This is a genomic window from Anoxybacillus sp. MB8 (genome assembly GCF_011006755.1).
GTDB classification, from domain to species: Bacteria; Bacillota; Bacilli; order Bacillales; family Anoxybacillaceae; genus Anoxybacillus; species Anoxybacillus gonensis.
On the sequence record NZ_RXXX01000018.1, the window covers coordinates 14124 to 34970 of the forward strand.

The window sequence follows — 20847 nt, forward strand, 5'->3', positions numbered from 1 at the left end:
AAAACGGCATCTGTATACACAGATGCCTTTTACATTATCTCATCCACACTTGACCGTCTTTGTATGTCATTTGTTCTGGATAACGGAGGTCATATACTTCTTCTTGCACAGATTGCGAAGGCTCTTTCGTCATCAATGAAACGACGACGTTCGCTGCAATCGCGGCGACTGCTCCAAAAATTCCTGCCCCTGTATCAACAATTCCTGCAACTGAAAAGCCACCATATTTCGCTGCTAAAATGTAGCCTAACGAAACGACTAACCCGACAAGCATACCTGCAATGGCACCAGCCGCATTTGAGCGTTTCCACCATACCCCAAGCACAAGCGCTGGGAAGAACGTACTTGCCGCAATCGCAAACGCCCACGCAACAATTTGCGTAATTACACCCGGTGGATTTAATGCGACTAAACCAGCTAACAATGTTGCAGCAACGATCGAAATGCGCGCAACAAGCAAACGATTTTGCTCTGATGCGTTCGGACGTAAAATACGATAGTAAATGTCATGCGCAAACGATGACGAAATAGCAATCATTAAACCACCTGCTGTCGATAACGCTGCCGCCATCGCTCCAGCCGCGACTAAACCGATAACGAACATACCGAGATTTGCAATTTCTGGCGTCGCCATTACGACGATGTCGTTGCTAATGACCATCTCTTGCCATTGTAAAATACCGTCGCCATTTGCATCCGCAATTTGTAATTTTCCTGTGTTAATCCACTTTTCTGTCCAAGCTGGCAATTCAGTAATTTTTTGACCGACGACATTTTTAATGAGGATGAAGCGTGAAAATGCAGCATACGCAGGCGCTGATAAATAAAGCAACCCGATAAATAAAAGCGCCCATGCTCCCGACCAACGTGCCGCTTTCATCGTTGATACCGTATAAAAGCGAACGATGACATGCGGAAGTCCTGCCGTTCCAGCCATTAACGTAAACATAAGTGCAAGAAACTGCCATTTGCTACCTTTTAAAAACGGATCCGTATATTGCGAAATGCCTAACTGTTGATCAAGCTGTTGAAACTCGCCAACAATTTTTCCGTAAGAAAGCCAAGGAATTGGGTTTCCTGTCAACTGAAGCGACATGAAAACGACCGGAATTAAGTAAGCGATAATTAAAATGACGTATTGCGCTACTTGCGTCCATGTAATTCCTTTCATTCCGCCAAACGCAGCATAAAACGCAATTAATACAACACCAATCATCGTACCGACTTTTGCGTCCACTTCAAGCAAACGCCCGATAACAACGCCCGAACCAGAAAGCTGCCCGATTGAATAAACGAACGAAATAATAATTGTACAAAGAGCAGCAATCATGCGAGCCGTATGACTTTCATAACGATCGCCGATAAACTCTGGCACCGTATAGCGACCATATTTGCGAAGCTGTGGAGCGAGTAAAAACGTAAGCAACAAATAACCACCCGTCCAGCCCATAATATATGCAAGGCCGTCGTATCCTAACAACATAATCGTACCGGCCATACCGATAAAGGATGCTGCGCTCATCCAGTCCGCTGCGATCGCCATTCCGTTTGAAAACGGAGAAATGCCGCGACCTGCTACGTAGAAATCAGACGTTTCTTTCGCCTTATTGTAAATTGCAATCCCGATATATAACGCAAATGATGCAATAATAATGGATAAAGACACGAGAAATTGTGTATCCATATTGCTCCCCCTTCCCCTTTGTTCTCTTAATGATCAAGCACTTTGCCTGCGCTTAATTGTTCGTTTTTCTCTTCGCTAATGCCGTACTTTTTATCAATGTTGTCGCTTACTTTTGCGTTAATAAACAACAACACGATAAACGTTACAATCGCCCCTTGCGCCCCCATAAAATAATGGAACGGGAAGCCGTTGAACGTCATATTTTTAAACGACTCCGCAAACATGACGATGCCAAATGAAACAATAAACCAAATAATCAAGAAAATAACAATTAATCGCACACGCTCACGGAAATATGAATCCGCCACTTTTTTATCAATTTGTTTCAAACAAACACACCCCCAAGTTAAAAATAAATTTGACCGTTTCTAAAAATGGTGCCGGGAACGTTATGACTTCAAATAAAAAGTAAGCGAAGACTGACAAGAATGGAATGAGTAAAAAGAAAGGCTTTTGCTTGCGAAAAGCAACGTATAAACTTACGACTGTAATCGCTAAGATGAGGTAAAACGCAACCAAACAAATACCCCCTTTATCTTGTAAGCGTTATCATTTTCTTTTAGCCCCCACCTCCTAGTATGTGTTACTAAATTTTAAGAAAATTCTAACACAACCATATTATCTCTACTTTTCAATGGATCGTCAAGCATCTGTTCAAAAAATTTTCAAAATTTTTATTCTGTATTATAACAAAAGGGCAGCGATTCGCTACCCTTCCCATGTCCATCTTGTTTTCGCTAATTGCACATCGCCATGGAAAATCATTTTTGCTTCGGCGACAAGTTGTTCGACGTTGCCGAAATGAGGTAAGTGCGTAAGCAGCAACGTTTCAACGCCTGCATCGCGAGCGATCGTTGCCGCTTCTTCACTCGTCATATGTCCAGCTTGTTTTGCGGGTTGCCCTGCGTAAAAATTGCATTCGCAAATGAGTAAATTCGCCTGTTTAGAAAAAGGAACGAACTGCGATAAATAACTTGAATCGGCTGTGTACACGACCGTTTTTTCTCCTGCGGTGATTCGCATCGCATAACAAATGGCTGGATGTTCCGTTTCCATAAACGAAATCGTAAACGGACCGATATGAAGCGTCTCATTCGGATCGTACGCCACCGCTTTTGTCACCCCTTTATGAGCGAGGCGTGCAAATCCATCTCGATCGAGCGAATGGCCATAAATCGGCAACTCCGGCAAATCGACGCCTAAATTTTTCTTAATCAGTCGGGCATATTGAAGCGGGCCGATATCTGCCACGTGATCGTGATGATAATGCGATACGATGACCGCATCAATTTGTTCAATGTCAAGGACGTTTTGCAGCTGCGCTAACGCTCCGCTTCCGCAGTCGACTAACAGACGAAACCCATCATGTTCGAACAAATAACACGATGTCGCTTCATTTTTTTTCGGAAATGCTCCCCAATAACCGATCACTGTCACTTTCATATGTATTCACCCTTCCTATTGAAATTGTGTACACCTACACAATACCAAATTTTCGTCTCCATTTCACATATACAAATGTTATAAAACAACTATTGACAAATGTGTATCTGTTATAATACAATGAGATTAACAAAAACGAAGGGGATGGGGAACTATGCTAGAAAAAATGTCTGAATTTTATAAAAAGTTACCTCCGAAAACATGTTGCGAATGCGGGAAAGAAATGGAAGAGCAACATGAATGTTATGGCAATGTTTGCGTTCATTGCTTAAACGTTTCTTGCTAAAGTAAAAAGCAGCCAGCGTGGCTGCTTTTTACTTTAACTTATATACACGTGCTTCATACGGTTTTAGCACAATTGTTTCAATCGGTTCATTTTCGTCAACTGCATAGTTGCTAATGAGCAGCTGTTTTTCCGTAAACGTCACGTGTGATGGCAATGTAAATGTCGGCTGGTCGCTACTAAAGTTTGTTACCACGAGCAGCTGTTCATCGTTGAACTTGCGCAAATATGCGTAAATTTGTTCATCGTCTTCAAGCAATAACTCGTATGATCCGTACACGATAATCGGATGTTCTTTTCGAAGACGAATCAGCTTTTTGTAATAATGGAATACCGAGTTCTCATCTTTTAACGCTTGTTCAACGTTAATGTCGCGATAATTCGGATTGACATGAATCCACGGCGTGCCTGTCGTAAATCCAGCATGTTCTGTGGCATCCCATTGCATCGGCGTACGTGCATTGTCACGACCACGATAATGAATCGCTTTTAATATTTGATCTGGGTCGTATCCTTTGTTCACAACGACATCGTTCCATAAATTTATTGTTTCAACGTCGCGATAATATTCAATGGACGGAAACGCAACATTTGTCATGCCAATTTCTTGTCCTTGATAAATGTATGGCGTCCCTTGCATCATATGTAGCCATGTCGCCAACATTTTTGCACTTTCGACCCGATACGTTTTATCATCGCCAAAACGAGATACGGAACGTGGTTGATCATGATTCTCTAAATAAAGCGAATTCCATCCTTTTCCGTGCAACTCCACTTGCCACTTGCTCATAATTTTTTTCAAATCTGTCAGTTTCCAGGGTTGAATATCCCACTTCCCAAGATGACTTCCCGGCTTCGAATCGACGTCCATATGCTCAAATTGAAATAACATATTCATGACACCGTCTTGCTCATTTGTAAATTGAATCGCATCTTCCGTCGTCACCATCGGCGTTTCTCCGACCGTCATAATGTCGTATTTACTTAACACTTTTTCTTTCATTTCACGCAAATAGTCCATTAACTTCGGTCCGTTAACAAAATATTGTCCGCCCCATTGATAACGGTCATTCGGATTCGTCACCGGCGCATCTGGTAAACCTTCGACTTTTGACAACAAGTTAATGACGTCCATGCGAAATCCGTCAATGCCGCGATCTAGCCACCATGTCATCATATTAAAAATTTCTTCGCGCACCTTTTCGTTTTCCCAGTTTAAATCCGGCTGTTTTTTCGAAAATAAATGTAAATAATATTCCCCTGTCGCCTCATCGTATTGCCATGCCGAACCGCTGAAAAATGATTGCCAATTGTTCGGTTCTTTTCCGTCTTTCCCCGGACGCCAAATGTAATAGTCGCGGTACGGATTATCTTTTGACTTGCGCGATTCAATAAACCAATGATGTTCATCAGACGTATGGTTCACAACTAAATCCATCACTAACTTCATGCCACGCGCATGCATTTCACGAAGCAGTTCGTCCCAATCAGATAGCGTCCCAAATTCGTCCATAATGTCTTGATAGTCGCTAATGTCATAGCCGTTATCATCGTTTGGCGACTGATAAACAGGTGACAACCAAACGACATCGACACCGAGCTCTTGTAAATAATCTAGCTTTTCAATAATCCCGCGCAAATCACCGATCCCATCCCCGTTTGAATCTTTAAAACTGCGCGGATAAATTTGATACACGACCGCTTCTTTCCACCATTGTTTCGTTTTTGGAATCGATTCCATTTCCTTTTCCCCTCTCCATTATTCTTTCACTGAACCAGACGTTAAACCTGAAACAATACGACGTTGGAATAATAATACCATAATGACGAGCGGAATCGTTACAATAACTGTCGCTGCTGAAATTTCGCCCCAAGGAATTGTATATTGCCCTTGAAACATCGCGATACCGACTGGCACCGTTTTATAGTCTTCTGCTGTGTTAATCGTTAACGCAAATAAAAATTCATTCCACGCCGCAATAAAAACGAGAATCGACGTTGTAAAAATGCCTGGTACAGCGAGCGGCAAAATCACTTTAAAATACGTTTGTAGCGGTGTTGCCCCGTCCATTTTCGCTGCTTCTTCTAAATCAAACGGAATTTTACGGAAAAACGTCACTAATAGCCAAATGGAAAGCGGCAACGCAAACGTCGTGTACGGAATAATTAATCCTAAATAACTATTCGTCAACTCAAACTTTTTCACAAACATGTAAATCGGCGAAATGGTCGCAATTTGCGGGAACATCGATACCGATAACACGATACCTAAAATGATCGACTTCCCTTTAAAATCTAGGCGCGCAATCGCATACGCGGCAAACGCAGCGACAAAGACGGTGTATACAGTCGTAATCGTCGCAATGACTGTGCTGTTCCATAAATATTTTACAAACGGATAATTGACGAAAACAGAGACGTAACTTTTTAACGTCGGATGGCTCGTAAACCAGTTAAACGCTTCTTCACCAAACAATTCGCTTAACGGCTTAATCGAACTTAATAAAATCCATAAAAATGGAAACATGACTAAAAAAACGAAAACAAATAAAAACACATAAAACAATGGACCGGCTTTCTTTTGCATCGTTGCACCTCCTATTTTCGATCAGAAATGAGGTCAGCACCTAAAAATTTAATGTAAATCGTCGAAATGATCGCTACGCAAATGAACACGATCACCGCTAACGCTGAACCGCCACCGAAGTTTGTTTGCGAGAACATCACTTTATACGCTAAAATCGAAATCGTTTCTGTCGAGTTCGCTGGTCCGCCACCTGTTAATACGAAAATTAAGTCAAATACACGGAACGCATCAAGCGTACGGAACAAAAGCGCAACGAGAATGCTTGATTTCAAAAGCGGTAACGTAATTTTGACAAACTGTTGCCACTTTGTCGCTCCGTCAATCGATGCTGCTTCGTATAAGGAGCTCGGAATCGTTTGCAATCCGGCAAGCAGCAATAATGCCATGTACGGTGTTGTTTTCCATACGTCAGAAAAAATGACGGCAAACATCGCTCCCGCACCTGTCGTTAATAGTTCACTCATATTATTGATGATGCCGATATCCGCAAAATATTTTGCGACAATCCCATTTTGTCCGTCATATAAAAACTTCCACATTAATGCAGACACCGCTGTCGGAATCGCCCACGGAATTAAAATCGTTGCCCGGACAAGTCCGCGGCCGAAAAACGCTTTATTAATAAGCAACGCAATCGCTAAACCGAGCACTAATTCAATCGAAACAGAAATGACGGTAAATACCGTTGTATTCCAAAGCGCTTTCCATAAACGAGCATCGCTTAAATAGTTTTTATAATGAGCGAGACCGACAAAGTTCGGTTCAATGACCGCTCCGCTTAGCCCGTTTGCAAGCCCTGTCAATTTGTCCCCTTGCTTCAATTGTCCGTTTTCGTTTAACGTTTTTAACGTTTGTTTCGTTTCGTTAATCGTTTTTGTTAAATGTTGTGCCGCTTGTTCATCAATAGAAACGATTTTTATGTCTTCGCTTGGCACTTCAAAATTGTTTAAAATTTCATCTATTTGCTCATATCGTTTCGCTACTTCTTCATCCGCCCGAATTTCTTCATCTACTTTTTGCAGTTTTTGTTGTATTGATGTTAACTGCTCTTTTTCATCACCCGTCGCTTGCGTTATTTCTTGTTTTAATGCGCTCATTAAAAACGGATAACTTTCTAAATATCGTTCTAAGTTTAAACTGTAATCAAGATGGAGAGAAGATTTCGCTGGGTTGTTCAGACGATAGTCAAATAAGCTGAAATAAAACGACTGAATAACCGGCCAAATGGCGACAGCTAAAATAAGCAAAAGCGATGGAGCGACAAGAATATACGCTAAACGGCGCTCCGATTTTTTTTCGTTTTTCACTCGTTGTTCCCCCTTTATGCAAAGGATTTAGCCTTCAGCGCTCATATGAGGCTGAAGGCTAACGTGTAACTACTGCATCACTGCTTTAATTTCTTTTTCCATATTCGCAACAGCTTCTTCTACTGTAATTTGTCCTGCAATTGCTTTTGATACGTTAATTTGAATAATTTCAGATACTTCTGGATAGTTTGGTACAACTGGACGCGGTACCGCTGCATTTAATCCGTTAACAAATCCTTCTTCTGCAAAGAATGGGTTCGCTTTTAACACTTCTTCGTCTTTAAATAGTTCTGGAAGCGTTGGCGCTAAACCGCCGTAAATCGCAGAAATTTTTTGACCTTCTGGACCAGTCATAAACTTCACAAATTCCCAAGCTGCTTCTTTATTTTTTGAATATGCGTTAATCGCTGTCATCCATCCACCTAATGCAGCAGCTGAACCTTTATCACCAGCAGGTAGTGGCGCAACGCCAACTTTATCAACGATTTTTGATTGCTCTGGATCGTTTGCTAATGCGTATTGGTATGGCCAGTTGCGAATAAATGGCGATTGACCTTCAATAAACGCTGTATGAGATTCTGGTTCTGTAAATGTTGTAATGTTGCTTGGCACAACGTCAGACGTTGCAATTTCAACCATTTTCTTTAACCCTTTAATTGTTTCAGGGCTGTTGACGACAACGTTGTTGTTTTCATCGACGATTTTTCCACCGTATGCCGCAATAAATTCAATCGCGTTACATACTAATCCTTCGTATTGTTTCGCTTGCATTAAGTATCCGAATTGTGTGCCGCCTTGTCCTTTAAACTCGCGAGCAGCTGCTAACAATTCATCCCATGTTTTTGGCACTTTATCTTCTGGTACAATGTCTTTACGATAAAATAATAGTCCTGTGTCAATAAATTTTGGCATCGCCCATTGTTTTCCGTCAAAGTTTCCAGCTGCAAGTGCACCTTGGTTGTATGCACTTAAATCAATGCCGTCTTTTTCGATGAAACGATCGAGTGGAAGAACATATCCAGCTTGCGCAAACTCCGCTGGCCAAATAACGTCTAAGTCCATGACGTCAATTTCCGATGATTTCGCGTTTAACATCGTAACGTACGCATCGTGCTGTGCTCCTGTGTCGGAAGGCATTTCACGAAATTCGACGTCAATGTTTGGATATTTTGCTTCAAACGCTTTTACGATTTCTTCTGTCGCTTTTGTCGCATCTTTCCCGCGAGCATACACGATTTTTACAACTTCTTCAGATTTTTTTGCATCGTCTTTTTTATCCGTTGTTTCCTTCTTGTCTGTGTCTTGACCGCCAGAGCAAGCTGTCAAACCGAGCGTAAGCGCTAACAATGCAGAAGAAAATTTCGTTGCTTTCTTCATGAAAAAATCCCCCTTATTTTTAAAATGAAATGTATGTCAAGCTTCACTTTGGTGAAGCTCGCTACCAACTGTCGATGCGCGAACAATCAGTTGAAGTGGAAATTCGTAAATTTCTTGCGTGTCATATTTTTTCGTCTGAATTTTTTCTACGATAATATCGACTGCTTTTTGCGCCATTTGTTTCACAGGTTGATGCACCGTCGTAATTGTCGGATTCGTTAGCTCTGTAATCGCTTGATTATCAAAACCGACGACCGCTAAATCTTTAGGGATGCGATAGCCGCACGCCAATGCTTCTGATATAATGCCAGCCGCTACTTCATCGCTTCCGGTAAATACGGCAGTCGGCCGATTGGAAAGCGCCATCATTTGTCGAAATACGCGCTTCCCGTCAGCAATGTGAAACGCATCGCGAAAAGCGTATCGTTCATCAAATGTAAGCTTATATTCCGCTAACGCTTTTTTAAAACCAATTTCACGCGATTTGGCTACATTGCTTCGATAGCCACCAGAACAATACGCGATTTTCGTATGACCTTGTTCAAGCAAATGTTTCGTCGCTATGTATCCCCCGTACACTTGATCGAGCCGAACGGTTGGAACGTTTGCACAATCATCAAACTCGTTGCAAAGAACGATCGGCCCATACTGTAAAAAAGGCTTCAGCTGTTTCCACTCATTTTGGATAGAAGCTAAAATGACTCCATCTACTTGCTTTGTCTTTAATAAATTCATATAGTTTAATTCTTTTTCCGGCGAATAGCGCGTTTGACAAATAATAAGCTGATAGCCATGTTCCGCTGCTGCTATTTCGGTCGCTTCGACAAGTTCGCTAAAAAACGGATTTGTAATACGCGGAATAAATAATGCTAAAATGCTCGTTTTTTGATTCCGCAAACTTCTCGCCGAAGAATTAGGCACATATCCTAGCTTCTCCATCGCTTCAAGCACGAGCTTTCGTTTCTCTTCTGACACGTACGGGTGATTGTTTATGACGCGCGAAATGGTCGTCCGTGAAAGCCCCGTTAGCTTGGCGACATCTTCAATCGTCGCCATCCTCCCATTCCCCCTTATTTCAATCGAAAAGAAACGAATGAAATCGTTTTCATATTCATATTATACTCACATCATCTTGTATATGCAAGTTAATTTTTTAAAAATTTTTTTCATTACAAAAAAGCTTCTGAAGCGTCTTACGCCTCAGAAGCTTGTTCAACGATCGTTGTAAATTGTCGACGATGTTGAATAGTAAAATACGTCATTGTTCCAGCCATCATGACAACGATAAACATAAGCAATTTACCGACATTTTCCCACATAAATGAGAAATCTCCGCTTGAAATGACCGCTTTTAATCCGAAAACGGAATATGTCATTGGAAGCCATGCGTTAAATAGTTGCAATGAGCGTGGAATTAACTCAAGCGGGAACGTTCCAGCACTTGTTGTTAATTGTAAAATTAATACAACAATACCGATAAATCGCCCAGGATCCCCAAAAACGGTAACGAGAAATTGAATAACAGATAAAAAGGAAATGCTTGTCACAATGCTAAAGATGATAAATAAAGGAACGCTTTTTACATGCAAATCGAGCCCGAGAAGCAATACGCTATCGGCAAGAAGTGCTTGCAAAACACCGACGATCATGAGTACACCAAATTTCGCAAAAAACCAGCTAAATGGCGAACGTGGCACTTCGGCTGGCTCGCGAAGTGGAAAGACGATTGAAAGTAAAAGAGCCCCAACAAACAATCCTAACGATAAGAAATATGGCGTAAACCCTGTTCCGTAGTTTGGCACTTCATTCATTTTTTCATTTTTTACTTTCACCGGTTCAGCAAACATGTTGTATACATCTTCATTTGCCTTCACATCGCTTGCTTTTTCGGCACCTTCTTTTAGTTTATTTGCTAGTTCTTTCGAGCCATCTGCCAATTGATTCATGCCATCTTGCAATTTCCCTGTTCCGCTCGTTAATTCATTCATTCCGCTTGCCAATTGTTGCGAACCATCTGCCAATCGATGTGCACCATTTTGAAGTTGATCAGCACCGTCCGCAAGAACTTGCAATCCAGAGGCGAGCGTTTTGCCGCCATAAGCAAGCTTTGCTGTTCCTTGCTCCGCTTCTTTCATTTTTTCATACAACGTATTCATGCCTAAAACAAGCTTTTCTTGTCCGTTCGCTAACGCATTTGCACCATTTGCCAACTGTTGTTGTCCGGCAAGCAACTCGTTTACGCCGCGATCGAGAGCGATATGTCCTTCATGTAACTGCTTCGCCCCATAACTTAACGATGTTGCCCCTGTTTGCAACGCTTTGGCACCGTCGTTTAACTGGGCCATTCCGTTTTCCACTTGTTTGTTTCCTAATGATAGTTGCACAATATTTTGTTTTAATTGCTCATATACCGCTTTTTGCGCTGGATCTGACGTTTGCGCGATAAGGGCATCAAGTTGGACAGCTAACTGCTCTAATCCGCTTGTCACTTGCGCGGCACCTGTTTGTACTTGCGTAGCTCCTTGTTGCCACTCGGCAAGCGATGTCGCTAGCTTTTCTGCTCCCCCGCTCAATTGCTCCGAACCTTGCAACAGTTGCGGCATGCGTTCATCGAGTGTTTTCATTCCTTCAAGAACACGATTCGCTCCTGAAGCAAGTGTTTCTGTCCCTTCTTTTGCTTGCTGCGCTCCAGCAACCAACTGTCCTTGCCCATCCATCATGCGCTTCATTCCGTCATGAAGCGTTTGGACGCCTGTTTGCACTTGCATTGAACCGTCAGCCGCTTGATGCAATCCGTCGGTAAATGCGATTGATTTTTCCGCAAGTGTCGCTAAATGGCGATACAATTCGTTCGAGCCATCTTGCGCTTTGTTCATGCCATCATATAGTTTATCCGTTCCTTCTTTTGCATCAACGAGTCCATCATGCAACTTTTCTGCCCCGTCGCTCGCTTTTGTTAACCCATCTGCCAACGTTTTTACGCTCTCTAACATGTTTTCTGCGTACGTTTCAGTTAATGTTTTTGCTACTTCCGTTTTTATTTTTTCAACTGCCGTTGCGCCAATTTGGGCAGATAAAAAGTTAAATCCTTCATTTGGCTTGTAAATGAGTTGCAGTTTTTTCGGGTGATCATCTTGTAACGTCGTAGCATGTTGTGAAAAATGTTCAGGAATTTCAATGAGCATATAATATCGTTGTTCTTTTAACCCTTTTTCCCCTTCTTGTTCATTTACAAAATGCCAATTAAACTGCTTCTTTTCTTTTAACTTATCGACAAGATCGTCACCAATATGGAGCTCTTTTCCTTCAAACGTTGCTCCTTTGTCTTTGTTTACAACAGCGACAGGTAAATCATCTAAATGATCGTACGGATCCCAAAACGCCCATAAAAACATGCCGCTATATAAAAGCGGAATAAACAACACAGCGATAATCGGAATGAGCACTTTCCGATTGGACGTGACCGCTTTTATTTCTTTCATCAACAATTTGCTCAACCCCCTTTTTAAAACATTGACCAATTTGTTCATTTAGTCATTTCTTACAAAAAAGAGAAGGATCATCTCGGAGATAATCCTTTTAACAAATATAAATCAAACAGCTCGGCAATTTTTTGTCGGGACAATGGCTCATGCTCTTTTTCCCATTCGACGTTTAAAGCGATATACATTTTAAACATTAAAAACGCCGTTAATTCCACATCGCACGAACGAATTTCCCCTTTTGCCATCGCCTCTTCAATTTTTTCGCGAATGTATGCGATCATTTCACGATCAAGTCGCTTCATGACGTCTCGCACAGCTGGCGTGCCAATATCACGAACTTCTTGTAAAAGCTTTATCGTCAGTTCGTGCTCTTTGCGAAACGTAAAAATACGCTGCAAAGCACGTTGTACGTTTTCGTTAAACGATAAGCGTGGATCAATCGCTGCATCCGCCTCACACTTAATTTCAGAAATGATGGAAGAAACGATCTCTTCAAGCAGCTCTTCTTTGCTTTTAAAAAACGTATAAATCGTTCCTTTTCCAACGTTCGCCATTTTCGCTACTTGGTCCATCGTCGTCGCTTTATATCCAAAAAGCGAAAACGACTTCGCTGCCGCTTCAATAATTTGTTTTCTTTTTTCCGACATAGGCGTTCATCCTTTGTTTTGACTAAATGAACATTTTGGTCATTTCGTTTTATATCGTAACATAAACAACATACAGTTGCAACAAAAAAGGTGCCTTATTTTAAGAAGACACCTTTTCCTTCGTGTAACATAAATAGTGCAACACTTTTTTTACCGCTTCTTCCCCTTGATCAATACAATCCGGAAGTCCGAGACCTTCATATGAACTTCCCGCTAAAAAGATGCCCGGAAGATGTTGTTGCATATTTTGTTTGACGCGCTCGATTCGCTCGCGATGACCGACAGTATATTGCGGCATCGATTGTTTCCAACGCGTTACGATCGAAAACATCGGTTTCATCGTTATGTTCATCACTTTATTTAAATCGTCCATCACCACTTGGACAATATCATCATCTGTTTGTTCAACGATCGCTTCATCTCCAGGGCGCCCGACATAACAACGCAACAACACGTAGCCTTCTGGTGTCGTATGCGGCCATTTTTTATGCGTCCACGTACATGCCGTAATCGTATAGTCGCTATCTCGTGAAACGACAAATCCTGTTCCGTTCATATCTTTTGCTACCGCCTCTTTCGGAAAGGCTAATGCGACCGTTGCGACAGATGTAGATGGCATCGTTTCAAAAGAAGAAAACATCGGTTCGTTCGGAAAAAGCGATGTTAACGATTGATGTGGAACCGCAACGATGACGCTATCCGCTTCTTTTTTCTCTCCGTTGCTTAACGTTAACACATATCGGTCATCTATCTTTTCAATGAGCTCAACACGTACCCCTTTATGCACGGTTCCTTTTTCGAGCTTTTGCTCTATGGCATCAACGAGCGATGACAACCCTGTTTTTAACGTTTGGAAAATGCCTTTGTCGCTTTTTTGTTTCGTTTTTTGCTTTGGCATCGATCGTTTCATCCCTAGCACAAGACTTCCGTGCTTTTGCTCTAAATGGAAATATTGAGGGAATGTCGCCATTAAGCTTAACTGATCGATATCCCCCGCATAAATGCCCGATAGTAAAGGCTCGATTAACCGATCGACAACTTCATTGCCGAGACGACGACGGAAAAACTGACCGAGCGATACATCTCCTTCTGTTTTCAACGGCGGCAAAACAAAGTCAGCAGCGGCACGAAGCTTGCCAAACGGAGAAAAAAGACGCGTCACGACAAACGGGGCAAGCTTTGTCGGGATCCCCATCACCGCTCCGCCCGGAATCGGATGTAGCGTTCGATTCACTAAAATGTACGATTGACCGGCCGTGTTATGCACAAGTTCTTTTTCAAGCCCGACTTCGTGAATAAGACGTGAAGCGCTCATTTTTCGTGCTAAAAAAGAGTCTGGACCGCGTTCAATAACAAACCCGTCGCGATACACCGTTTGCACTTTTCCTCCAAGTCGATGGCTCGCTTCAATTAATTCACACGAAATCGGCAGCTGATTTTCTCGCGCTTCTTTTTGCAAGTAATACGCAGCTGTCAATCCCGTCATTCCACCGCCAATAATGACGACTTTCTTTTTCATAATGACTCGCCTTCTTTACGTAAATGGTTTAAAACAACGGTTGCAAGGGCGTCAATAAACTGTGGATGCGCATTTGGCATCGGTGGACGATAGTAACTTACCCCTAATTCGTCCGTTACTTGCTTACATTCAATGTCGTTATCGTATAATACTTCTAAATGATCTGCGACAAACCCCGCTGGAACATATACAAACGCCTCGTATTTCTTTTCTTCGTATAATTGTCGTGTTAAATCTTGCACATCAGGGCCTAACCACGGCTCTGGCGTATTCCCTGCACTTTGCCATCCGATCACATACTCGGAAACACCTGCTTCTTTCGCAATCAAATCTGCTGTTTCTTGTAGCTGTTTCGGATACGGATCTCCCATAGCAATAATTTTTTCAGGCAAGCTATGCGCTGACACAATTAATACAGCTTTGTTTCGTTCTTGCTCAGACATCGTTGCATACGTTTCTTTTACTCGATCTGCCCAATATTGAATAAATTTTGGCTCAGTATACCAACTTTCCACACACGTCAATGTCGGTCCACCTAAACGAGCCGCTTCTTCTTTCGCTCGCCCGTTGTACGATTTGACGCTAAATGTTGAAAAATGTGGGGCTAATACGATCGAAACCGCTTCTGTTATGCCGTCTTCATACATTTGCCGAACGGCATCTTCAACGAACGGTTCAATATGCTTCAACCCTAAGTATACGCGAAATTCAACGTCATCTTGCACTTCATTTAGCCGTTCAGCAAGCTTTTCCGCCTGTTCCTTCGTAATGGCCGCAAGCGGAGAAATCCCCCCGATCGCTTCATATCGCTCACGAAGATCGGCCAACATTTCTTCCGACGGTTTGCGACCGTGACGAATATGTGTATAATATCGCTCTAAATCCTCCTCTTTGTATGGCGTACCATACGCCATGACAAGCAGTCCCATGACTTTTTTTGACATCGTTCATTCATCCTTTTCTTTTTGCTGAATATTCATGGATAAACGCCGTAAGCCGTTTTAACGTCTCCGGCTGAATTTGTGGGAAAATGCCATGCCCTAAGTTAAATACGTACCCACCTTCATGTGCCATTCCTTCATCTAAAATTTGTTTCACGCGCGCTTCAATCACTTCCCATGGCGCAAGCAACACGGCTGGATCTAAGTTGCCTTGGAGCGCTTTCGTTAGTCCCATGTCTTTCGCTTCACGAATTGGTAAACGCCAATCTAAACCGACGACGTCAAGCGGCAAGTCATGCCATTCTTTCGCTAAATGACTTGCACCGACACCGAACATAATAAGCGGCACATTTTCGTCGCGAAGTGCTGTAAAAATACGCTCCATCGTCGGTTTAATAAATTGACGATAATCGGCAACGTTCACCGCTCCGACCCATGAATCGAAAATTTGAATCGCGCTTGCTCCTGCGCGAATTTGCGCTTTGACGTAACGAATCGTCATATCCGCTAGTTTATCCATCAGTGCAAACCATGCTTTCGGTTCTGCATACATAAACGCTTTCGTTTTATTATAGTTTTTCGACGGCCCACCTTCAATCATGTAGCTCGCTAATGTAAACGGTGCACCGGCAAAACCAATTAACGGCACAGTCAGTTGCTCTTTCGTTAATATTCGAATCGTTTCAAGCACGTACGGTACATCACTTTCTGGATCGATTTCACCGAGGCGTTCGACATCGGCAAGAGAGCGAATTGGATTCGCAATGACCGGTCCAATTCCCGCTTTAATATCAACGTCAACCCCGATGGCTGGAAGCGGTGACATAATATCTTTGTAAAGAATCGCCGCATCGACGTTATATTGTTCGACAGGCAAACGTGTCACGTACGCACATAGCTCTGGTTGATGAGTAATTTCAAAAAGGGAATACTTCTCCTTTAAAGCCCGATATTCTGGTTGTGAACGTCCTGCTTGTCTCATGTACCAAACTGGAACGTATTCCGTCGCTTCTCCGCGACAAGCGCGTAAAAATGTATCGTTTTTAATCATCATGTCCATCCTTTCACATTATGTAATCGCTTATATTATAGTGTAGCGAAATAACTGATTTGTTTCCACTAACACAACTATACCGATTTTTTCACCGTCTGGGTAGTAATAATACGCAACGTTCATGAAATCGCCAAGAAGAAAAGAAAGTGATAAAATACGAGTAGTGGATGAAAGGAGAGGATGTTCGTGTACGTATTTATAACAAATGGTACGATCGATTATTTACAACGATTGCGCAATCAATATCCGAGCGAGCAGATGTTGCTCGTATGCGATGGAGAAAACGGAATGCTCATTCATGAGACGGAAGGAAAAAGCGTCTTTCATGAGCCGCGTCCGTATGAAGTACTTGATGCTGTCGGATCATTCGGAGGGACGTTTGTTGTGTGTAATAACATTCCTGTCACCGATGAAGGAAGACCGCTATTTGAACATCGGTTTCAACAGCGGGCGCGCTTAATTGAACAAGAACCAGGATTTATCGCCATTCGCGTCTTACGTCCGTTAAAAAGCGATACATACGTCATTATGACGATGTGGGAAAACGAAAGTGCCTTTCGCCGTTGGCAACAATCAAAAGCGTATGAAAAAGCGCATCAAAAACGTGGCACAGAAGAAGGAATTGATCAACAACGCTCCATTTTCCCGCGTCCATCCTATGTGACAACATATACAGTCGTAAAAGAAGGCTGACATCTCGTCAGCCTTTAGTCGTTCCAAGCGTTCATGCCGCCACGCACATTGACGACGCGCTTAAAACCATTTTTCACTAATATTTTCGCTGCTTGATTGCTGCGCATGCCGCTTTGGCAAATAACAATCGTTTCTTTTTCCCGATCAAGTTCGTGCAATTTTGCAGATAGCTCATGAAGCGGCACGTTTTTAAATTGGCGAATATGGCGAGCGCGATATTCTGCCGGTGTGCGTACATCGACGAATTGACGATTTTTCGTTTCTTTTAGTTTGCTTTTTAACTCATCTGGCGTGATATGTTCAACACCTTTTGTCGGCAACATTTTCGTCGCAACGAAGTAAATGAGTAAAATAATGAAAACAACATTCACCCATGTGCTCATATGCTCTCCTCCTAAATACGTATATGGGTATATTACATTGTTTTCGAACGTTTGTCAACGATGGTATAATGGAAAAAAACAGAAAGGATCGTGCGTATGAAAACGTTGTTATTTCATAAACTTCACGAATATTATGACGACATGGTGGCGATTCGTCGCCATTTCCATCAACATCCTGAGCTATCGTTTCAAGAGTATAAAACAGCCGCGTATATTGCCAATTATTATAAACAACTCGGCATTCCTGTTCGAACAAATGTCGGAGGAAATGGAGTAGTCGCCACCATCCACGGCCAACAAGGCGGAAAAACAGTAGCACTTCGGGCGGACTTCGATGCTCTCCCGATTCAAGATGAAAAAGATGTCCCTTACAAATCGACCGTTCCGGGTGTCATGCACGCATGTGGACATGATGGACATACGGCCACGTTGCTTGTGCTTGCTAAGGCGCTTTATGAATTGCGCGAGCATTGGAGCGGCACGATCGTGTGCATTCATCAGCACGCAGAAGAATACGCACCAGGCGGAGCAAAAGCGATGATTGAAGACGGTTGTTTAGAAGGAGTAGACGCCATTTTTGGCACACATTTATGGGCAACAGAGCCAACAGGTGTCATTCAATATCGTACAGGGCCGATCATGGCAGCTGCAGACCGGTTCCAAATTGTTATTCAAGGCTCTGGCGGTCACGGCGCAGAACCTCACAAAACGAAAGATGCGATCGTTACTGCATCACAGCTTGTCCTGCATTTGCAGCAAATCGTCAGCCGACGCGTCGATCCGCTTGAACCTGCTGTTGTTTCGATCGGCTCTTTCGTTTCCGACAACGCATTTAACGTGATTGCTGACCGCGCGACATTAGTCGGGACAGTGCGCACATTTTCTGAACAAGTGCGCAATGACATTGAAAGGGAAATTGAACAAATTGTCAAAGGGACTTGCATCGCCAACGGTTGTACGTACGAATACACGTATATGCGCGGCTATCCACCCGTTGTAAACCATGAAGACGAAACGAAATTTCTCGTCGCTACCGCTCGTGAAATAGAAGACGTAACCAATGTCGTTGAAATTCAGCCACATATGGGCGGAGAAGATTTCGCTTACTATTTACAACATGTAAAAGGAACGTTTTTCTTTACAGGCGCAAAAGCGGAAACAACAACGATCGCCTATCCGCACCATCATCCGAAATTTGATTTCGATGAACGAGCCATGCTTATTGCAGCAAAAACGCTTGGTCTTACAGCAATCAATTATATGAAAAAAAACGAGAAGCCGTTTTAAACCGCTTCTCGTTTCTTTCCGACATAAAATATCACCGCAACATAACAAATAAAAACAACAAAAAACGTCCATAGCATAACAAAAACGCTGTGAGCGATATATGCAACCATCGCAAAAATAAGCGCCTGGCTCATCCCAATAACAAGTAGTACGAGCATAAACGACCGACGCGCCTCATGAGGCGACAACGGATAAAGAAACAACAGGGAATGACCTCGGTGATACGAACGAATCGAAAGCAGTTGAAGCGCTGTGGCATAAGCACACAAAAGAGCAAACCACTCTACACCGCGAGGCAACGTAAAAATAAAGATGCTACCGATCGCTGTTAAGCGAACGAACAAACCGAAATAGTCGCCTGCGCGGAAAAAGGTGCGTACATACAAATACGTATACGGTCGCATATGTGAACGATCGAGTAAACGGAAAAAGAAACGAAGCCACGTTCGTTTTTTGACTGTATGTTTGATGTATGGAACATCGACAAACGCATGTGCGAGCCGATAAAATGCTTGCATTCGCTTTCGCTCATCTGCAAGCAGCTGTTCCCATTGCACTCCGTTTTTTCTCCCTTTTAAGTTTACATGTCGCGCAATGATGACCATGAACAATAAAGGGACAAGCATCCATACATATTGTTTCAATAATAAAAAATAAAATAACGTCACGTTCACAAAAAAGCGAACGAATGTGTGAAAGCGATCTCGCCCGATTCGTGCCTCCTCTTGCCATTGAACGAACGTATTCCACCCCGTTAATAACACAATCGCTATCGCGACAACTGAAAATGGCTGAACGGAAAACTTCACATGAAGAGGCAAAAGAACGACGAAGACAGCAAGCGAAACGGACAAGTGAAGAAAAAAACTATATCCCACTGCGCGCCAAAAATAAGGGCGGAGCCGTCTTTCCACCGGAAGAAGAAACACCGCATCGGCTTCTTTGACGAACGTCCGCACCCCGCCTTGCGTCACCGCAAAAGCGAGCAGAAGCGCCGCAACGATCGCGTAAGGAAACGACGTCAGTTCATCGACTGCCCGCTTATAAAATACCGCACCCGCCCCGATACTAATAAATAAGACGAGCAATAAATGATCATTAAACATATATCGACCGTATCGTCTCACTTCCGCCATATGAGCGGCCATTCGCTGTTTCCATAACTGTTTTCCATCAATCATCGTTCGTCTCTTCCTTTGTTAATTCGATGTATATATCATCTAACGTCGCATGAGGCATATGTAGCTGTTCTTGAAGCATCGGCAATGATCCGATTGCCTTTATTTGTCCGTTATGTAAAATGACAAACGAATCACAATACCGCTCTGCTGTCGCTAAAATGTGCGTTGACATAAGAATGCCTGCCCCTTCTTTTTTTCTCTCCTCAATAAGCTGAAGCAACGCTTGAATGGCGAGCGGATCTAATCCAACAAACGGTTCATCAATGATATAAAGCGGGACGTCTACTAAAAAAGCGCACATAATCATCACTTTTTGTTTCATCCCTTTTGAAAAAAACGCAGGGAACGCATTCAATTTTTTCTCAAGCCGAAACGCCTTCAACAATGTTGACACGCGCTGTTCATACGCTTCATCCGATACGCCATAAGCCATAGCAGTGAGGCGTAAATGTTCTTCTAACGTTAATTCTTCGTATAAAGCAGGCATTTCGGGAATGTATGTAAATTGCGCCCGATATTGTTCTGGGTCGTCTTGAAACGTTATGTCGTTGATCGTAATCGTCCCTTTACGTGGTTGCATGAAGCCGATAATATGTTTAATCGTCGTGCTTTTTCCTGCCCCATTTAACCCGATTAACGCAACGACTTCCCCTTTTTGTACAGTAAACGATACGTCATCTAAAATGTTTTGTTTCGTATAGCCCCCGAATATGTGTTGAACTTGTAATAGCGCCATCGTCGCTTTCCTTTCTTCATATCATTATTTTTTATTTTAACAAATGAATAACGAAAAGAAAAACGGGTTATGATAAGTAGCGAAGAGGGACAAACAAGTAGCAAGTCGCAGTGAGCAACAAAGCAAGTTCAAGAACACGATGAAATGAGGTGTCTACGGGCCGCACATAAGCTAGCCTGTAACAACGAAAGCACTCCCTTAAAAAGGGGATGGTCATCTTGAACAACGTCGTACTCACAA

General features: G+C 42.7%; 20 protein-coding genes. 3 read left to right on the forward strand and 17 right to left on the reverse strand.

Annotation, left to right across the window (positions count from 1 at the left end; translation table 11 throughout):
* Positions 1-34: 34 nt before the first annotated feature.
* The 4 genes from EKC99_RS08100 to EKC99_RS08115 form a co-directional block, all read right to left on the reverse strand.
* Positions 35-1684: a sodium:solute symporter family protein gene (locus EKC99_RS08100; protein WP_163151365.1), complete on the reverse strand. Its 1650-nt coding sequence runs from the start codon at positions 1682-1684 to the stop codon at positions 35-37.
* Positions 1685-1710: 26 nt separating this feature from the next.
* A complete protein-coding gene (locus EKC99_RS08105) occupies positions 1711-2013 on the reverse strand; it encodes a DUF4212 domain-containing protein (protein WP_163151366.1) in 303 nt (100 codons plus the stop codon).
* Positions 2000-2203: a hypothetical protein gene (locus EKC99_RS08110; RefSeq protein ID WP_009361982.1), complete on the reverse strand. Its 204-nt coding sequence runs from the start codon at positions 2201-2203 to the stop codon at positions 2000-2002. The genes EKC99_RS08105 and EKC99_RS08110 overlap by 14 nt, the downstream gene beginning before the upstream one ends.
* Before the next feature lie 189 nt (positions 2204-2392).
* A complete protein-coding gene (locus EKC99_RS08115; RefSeq protein ID WP_163151368.1) occupies positions 2393-3127 on the reverse strand; it encodes an MBL fold metallo-hydrolase in 735 nt (244 codons plus the stop codon).
* A gap of 154 nt (positions 3128-3281) precedes the next feature.
* Here EKC99_RS08115 and yhfH point away from each other — a divergent pair, with 154 nt between their 5' ends.
* Positions 3282-3413 (forward strand): protein YhfH, encoded by a 132-nt coding sequence (gene yhfH / locus EKC99_RS08120; protein ID WP_009361984.1) that lies wholly within the window; start codon positions 3282-3284, stop codon positions 3411-3413.
* Positions 3414-3441: 28 nt separating this feature from the next.
* Here yhfH and EKC99_RS08125 read toward each other — a convergent pair whose 3' ends face one another.
* From EKC99_RS08125 to hemE, 10 genes are all read right to left on the reverse strand, one after another.
* On the reverse strand, positions 3442-5151 hold the full coding sequence (locus EKC99_RS08125) for a glycoside hydrolase family 13 protein (RefSeq protein ID WP_009361985.1): 1710 nt from the start codon (positions 5149-5151) through the stop codon (positions 3442-3444).
* An 18-nt stretch (positions 5152-5169) separates the two neighbouring features.
* Positions 5170-5997, reverse strand: coding sequence for a carbohydrate ABC transporter permease (locus EKC99_RS08130; RefSeq protein WP_021095299.1), 828 nt, complete (start codon positions 5995-5997; stop codon positions 5170-5172).
* An 11-nt stretch (positions 5998-6008) separates the two neighbouring features.
* Positions 6009-7304, reverse strand: coding sequence for an ABC transporter permease subunit (locus EKC99_RS08135; protein ID WP_021095300.1), 1296 nt, complete (start codon positions 7302-7304; stop codon positions 6009-6011).
* A gap of 69 nt (positions 7305-7373) precedes the next feature.
* Positions 7374-8681: an ABC transporter substrate-binding protein gene (locus EKC99_RS08140; protein WP_021095301.1), complete on the reverse strand. Its 1308-nt coding sequence runs from the start codon at positions 8679-8681 to the stop codon at positions 7374-7376.
* A 36-nt stretch (positions 8682-8717) separates the two neighbouring features.
* Entirely contained in the window at positions 8718-9737 is a 1020-nt protein-coding gene (locus tag EKC99_RS08145) for a LacI family DNA-binding transcriptional regulator (protein ID WP_163151370.1), read from the reverse strand.
* Between the two features lie 137 nt (positions 9738-9874).
* Positions 9875-12163, reverse strand: a complete 2289-nt coding sequence (locus tag EKC99_RS08150) for a YhgE/Pip domain-containing protein (protein WP_240468831.1) — start codon at positions 12161-12163, stop codon at positions 9875-9877.
* 77 nt (positions 12164-12240) lie between these two features.
* Positions 12241-12813 carry a TetR/AcrR family transcriptional regulator gene (locus tag EKC99_RS08155; protein ID WP_163151375.1) on the reverse strand — a complete coding sequence of 191 codons (573 nt, stop codon included), beginning with the start codon at positions 12811-12813 and terminating at the stop codon, positions 12241-12243.
* 100 nt (positions 12814-12913) lie between these two features.
* Positions 12914-14332, reverse strand: coding sequence for a protoporphyrinogen oxidase (hemY, locus tag EKC99_RS08160; RefSeq protein ID WP_019417049.1), 1419 nt, complete (start codon positions 14330-14332; stop codon positions 12914-12916).
* Positions 14329-15276 carry a ferrochelatase gene (gene hemH, locus EKC99_RS08165; RefSeq protein ID WP_163151377.1) on the reverse strand — a complete coding sequence of 316 codons (948 nt, stop codon included), beginning with the start codon at positions 15274-15276 and terminating at the stop codon, positions 14329-14331. The genes hemY and hemH overlap by 4 nt, the downstream gene beginning before the upstream one ends.
* Positions 15277-15283: 7 nt before the next feature.
* Positions 15284-16333 (reverse strand): uroporphyrinogen decarboxylase, encoded by a 1050-nt coding sequence (gene hemE / locus EKC99_RS08170; protein ID WP_128713010.1) that lies wholly within the window; start codon positions 16331-16333, stop codon positions 15284-15286.
* 180 nt (positions 16334-16513) lie between these two features.
* Between hemE and EKC99_RS08175 the strand changes: the two genes are divergently transcribed.
* Positions 16514-17020, forward strand: coding sequence for an antibiotic biosynthesis monooxygenase family protein (locus EKC99_RS08175; RefSeq protein WP_009361994.1), 507 nt, complete (start codon positions 16514-16516; stop codon positions 17018-17020).
* A 14-nt stretch (positions 17021-17034) separates the two neighbouring features.
* Here the strand turns inward: EKC99_RS08175 and EKC99_RS08180 are convergent, their stop codons facing one another.
* On the reverse strand, positions 17035-17403 hold the full coding sequence (locus tag EKC99_RS08180; protein ID WP_009361995.1) for a rhodanese-like domain-containing protein: 369 nt from the start codon (positions 17401-17403) through the stop codon (positions 17035-17037).
* Positions 17404-17499: 96 nt separating this feature from the next.
* Between EKC99_RS08180 and EKC99_RS08185 the strand changes: the two genes are divergently transcribed.
* Complete coding sequence (locus tag EKC99_RS08185) at positions 17500-18690, forward strand: M20 family metallopeptidase (RefSeq protein WP_009361996.1); 1191 nt, start codon at positions 17500-17502, stop codon at positions 18688-18690.
* Here EKC99_RS08185 and EKC99_RS08190 read toward each other — a convergent pair.
* A complete protein-coding gene (locus tag EKC99_RS08190) occupies positions 18687-19871 on the reverse strand; it encodes an ABC transporter permease (RefSeq protein WP_163151380.1) in 1185 nt (394 codons plus the stop codon). The genes EKC99_RS08185 and EKC99_RS08190 overlap by 4 nt on opposite strands.
* Positions 19864-20607 (reverse strand): ABC transporter ATP-binding protein, encoded by a 744-nt coding sequence (locus EKC99_RS08195; RefSeq protein WP_009361998.1) that lies wholly within the window; start codon positions 20605-20607, stop codon positions 19864-19866. The genes EKC99_RS08190 and EKC99_RS08195 overlap by 8 nt, the downstream gene beginning before the upstream one ends.
* Between the last annotated feature and the right edge of the window lie 240 nt (positions 20608-20847).

Coding starts and splice junctions, on each gene's coding strand:
- EKC99_RS08100 (WP_163151365.1), bottom strand. CDS start 1,684: ATGGATACACAATTTCTCGTGTCTTTATCCATTATTATTGCATCATTT.
- EKC99_RS08115 (WP_163151368.1), bottom strand. CDS start 3,127: ATGAAAGTGACAGTGATCGGTTATTGGGGAGCATTTCCGAAAAAAAAT.
- yhfH (WP_009361984.1), top strand. CDS start 3,282: ATGCTAGAAAAAATGTCTGAATTTTATAAAAAGTTACCTCCGAAAACA.
- EKC99_RS08125 (WP_009361985.1), bottom strand. CDS start 5,151: ATGGAATCGATTCCAAAAACGAAACAATGGTGGAAAGAAGCGGTCGTG.
- EKC99_RS08130 (WP_021095299.1), bottom strand. CDS start 5,997: ATGCAAAAGAAAGCCGGTCCATTGTTTTATGTGTTTTTATTTGTTTTC.
- EKC99_RS08140 (WP_021095301.1), bottom strand. CDS start 8,681: ATGAAGAAAGCAACGAAATTTTCTTCTGCATTGTTAGCGCTTACGCTC.
- EKC99_RS08145 (WP_163151370.1), bottom strand. CDS start 9,737: ATGGCGACGATTGAAGATGTCGCCAAGCTAACGGGGCTTTCACGGACG.
- EKC99_RS08150 (WP_240468831.1), bottom strand. CDS start 12,163: ATGAAAGAAATAAAAGCGGTCACGTCCAATCGGAAAGTGCTCATTCCG.
- EKC99_RS08155 (WP_163151375.1), bottom strand. CDS start 12,813: ATGTCGGAAAAAAGAAAACAAATTATTGAAGCGGCAGCGAAGTCGTTT.
- hemY (WP_019417049.1), bottom strand. CDS start 14,332: ATGAAAAAGAAAGTCGTCATTATTGGCGGTGGAATGACGGGATTGACA.
- hemH (WP_163151377.1), bottom strand. CDS start 15,276: ATGTCAAAAAAAGTCATGGGACTGCTTGTCATGGCGTATGGTACGCCA.
- hemE (WP_128713010.1), bottom strand. CDS start 16,333: ATGGACATGATGATTAAAAACGATACATTTTTACGCGCTTGTCGCGGA.
- EKC99_RS08180 (WP_009361995.1), bottom strand. CDS start 17,403: ATGAGCACATGGGTGAATGTTGTTTTCATTATTTTACTCATTTACTTC.
- EKC99_RS08185 (WP_009361996.1), top strand. CDS start 17,500: ATGAAAACGTTGTTATTTCATAAACTTCACGAATATTATGACGACATG.
- EKC99_RS08190 (WP_163151380.1), bottom strand. CDS start 19,871: ATGATTGATGGAAAACAGTTATGGAAACAGCGAATGGCCGCTCATATG.
- EKC99_RS08195 (WP_009361998.1), bottom strand. CDS start 20,607: ATGGCGCTATTACAAGTTCAACACATATTCGGGGGCTATACGAAACAA.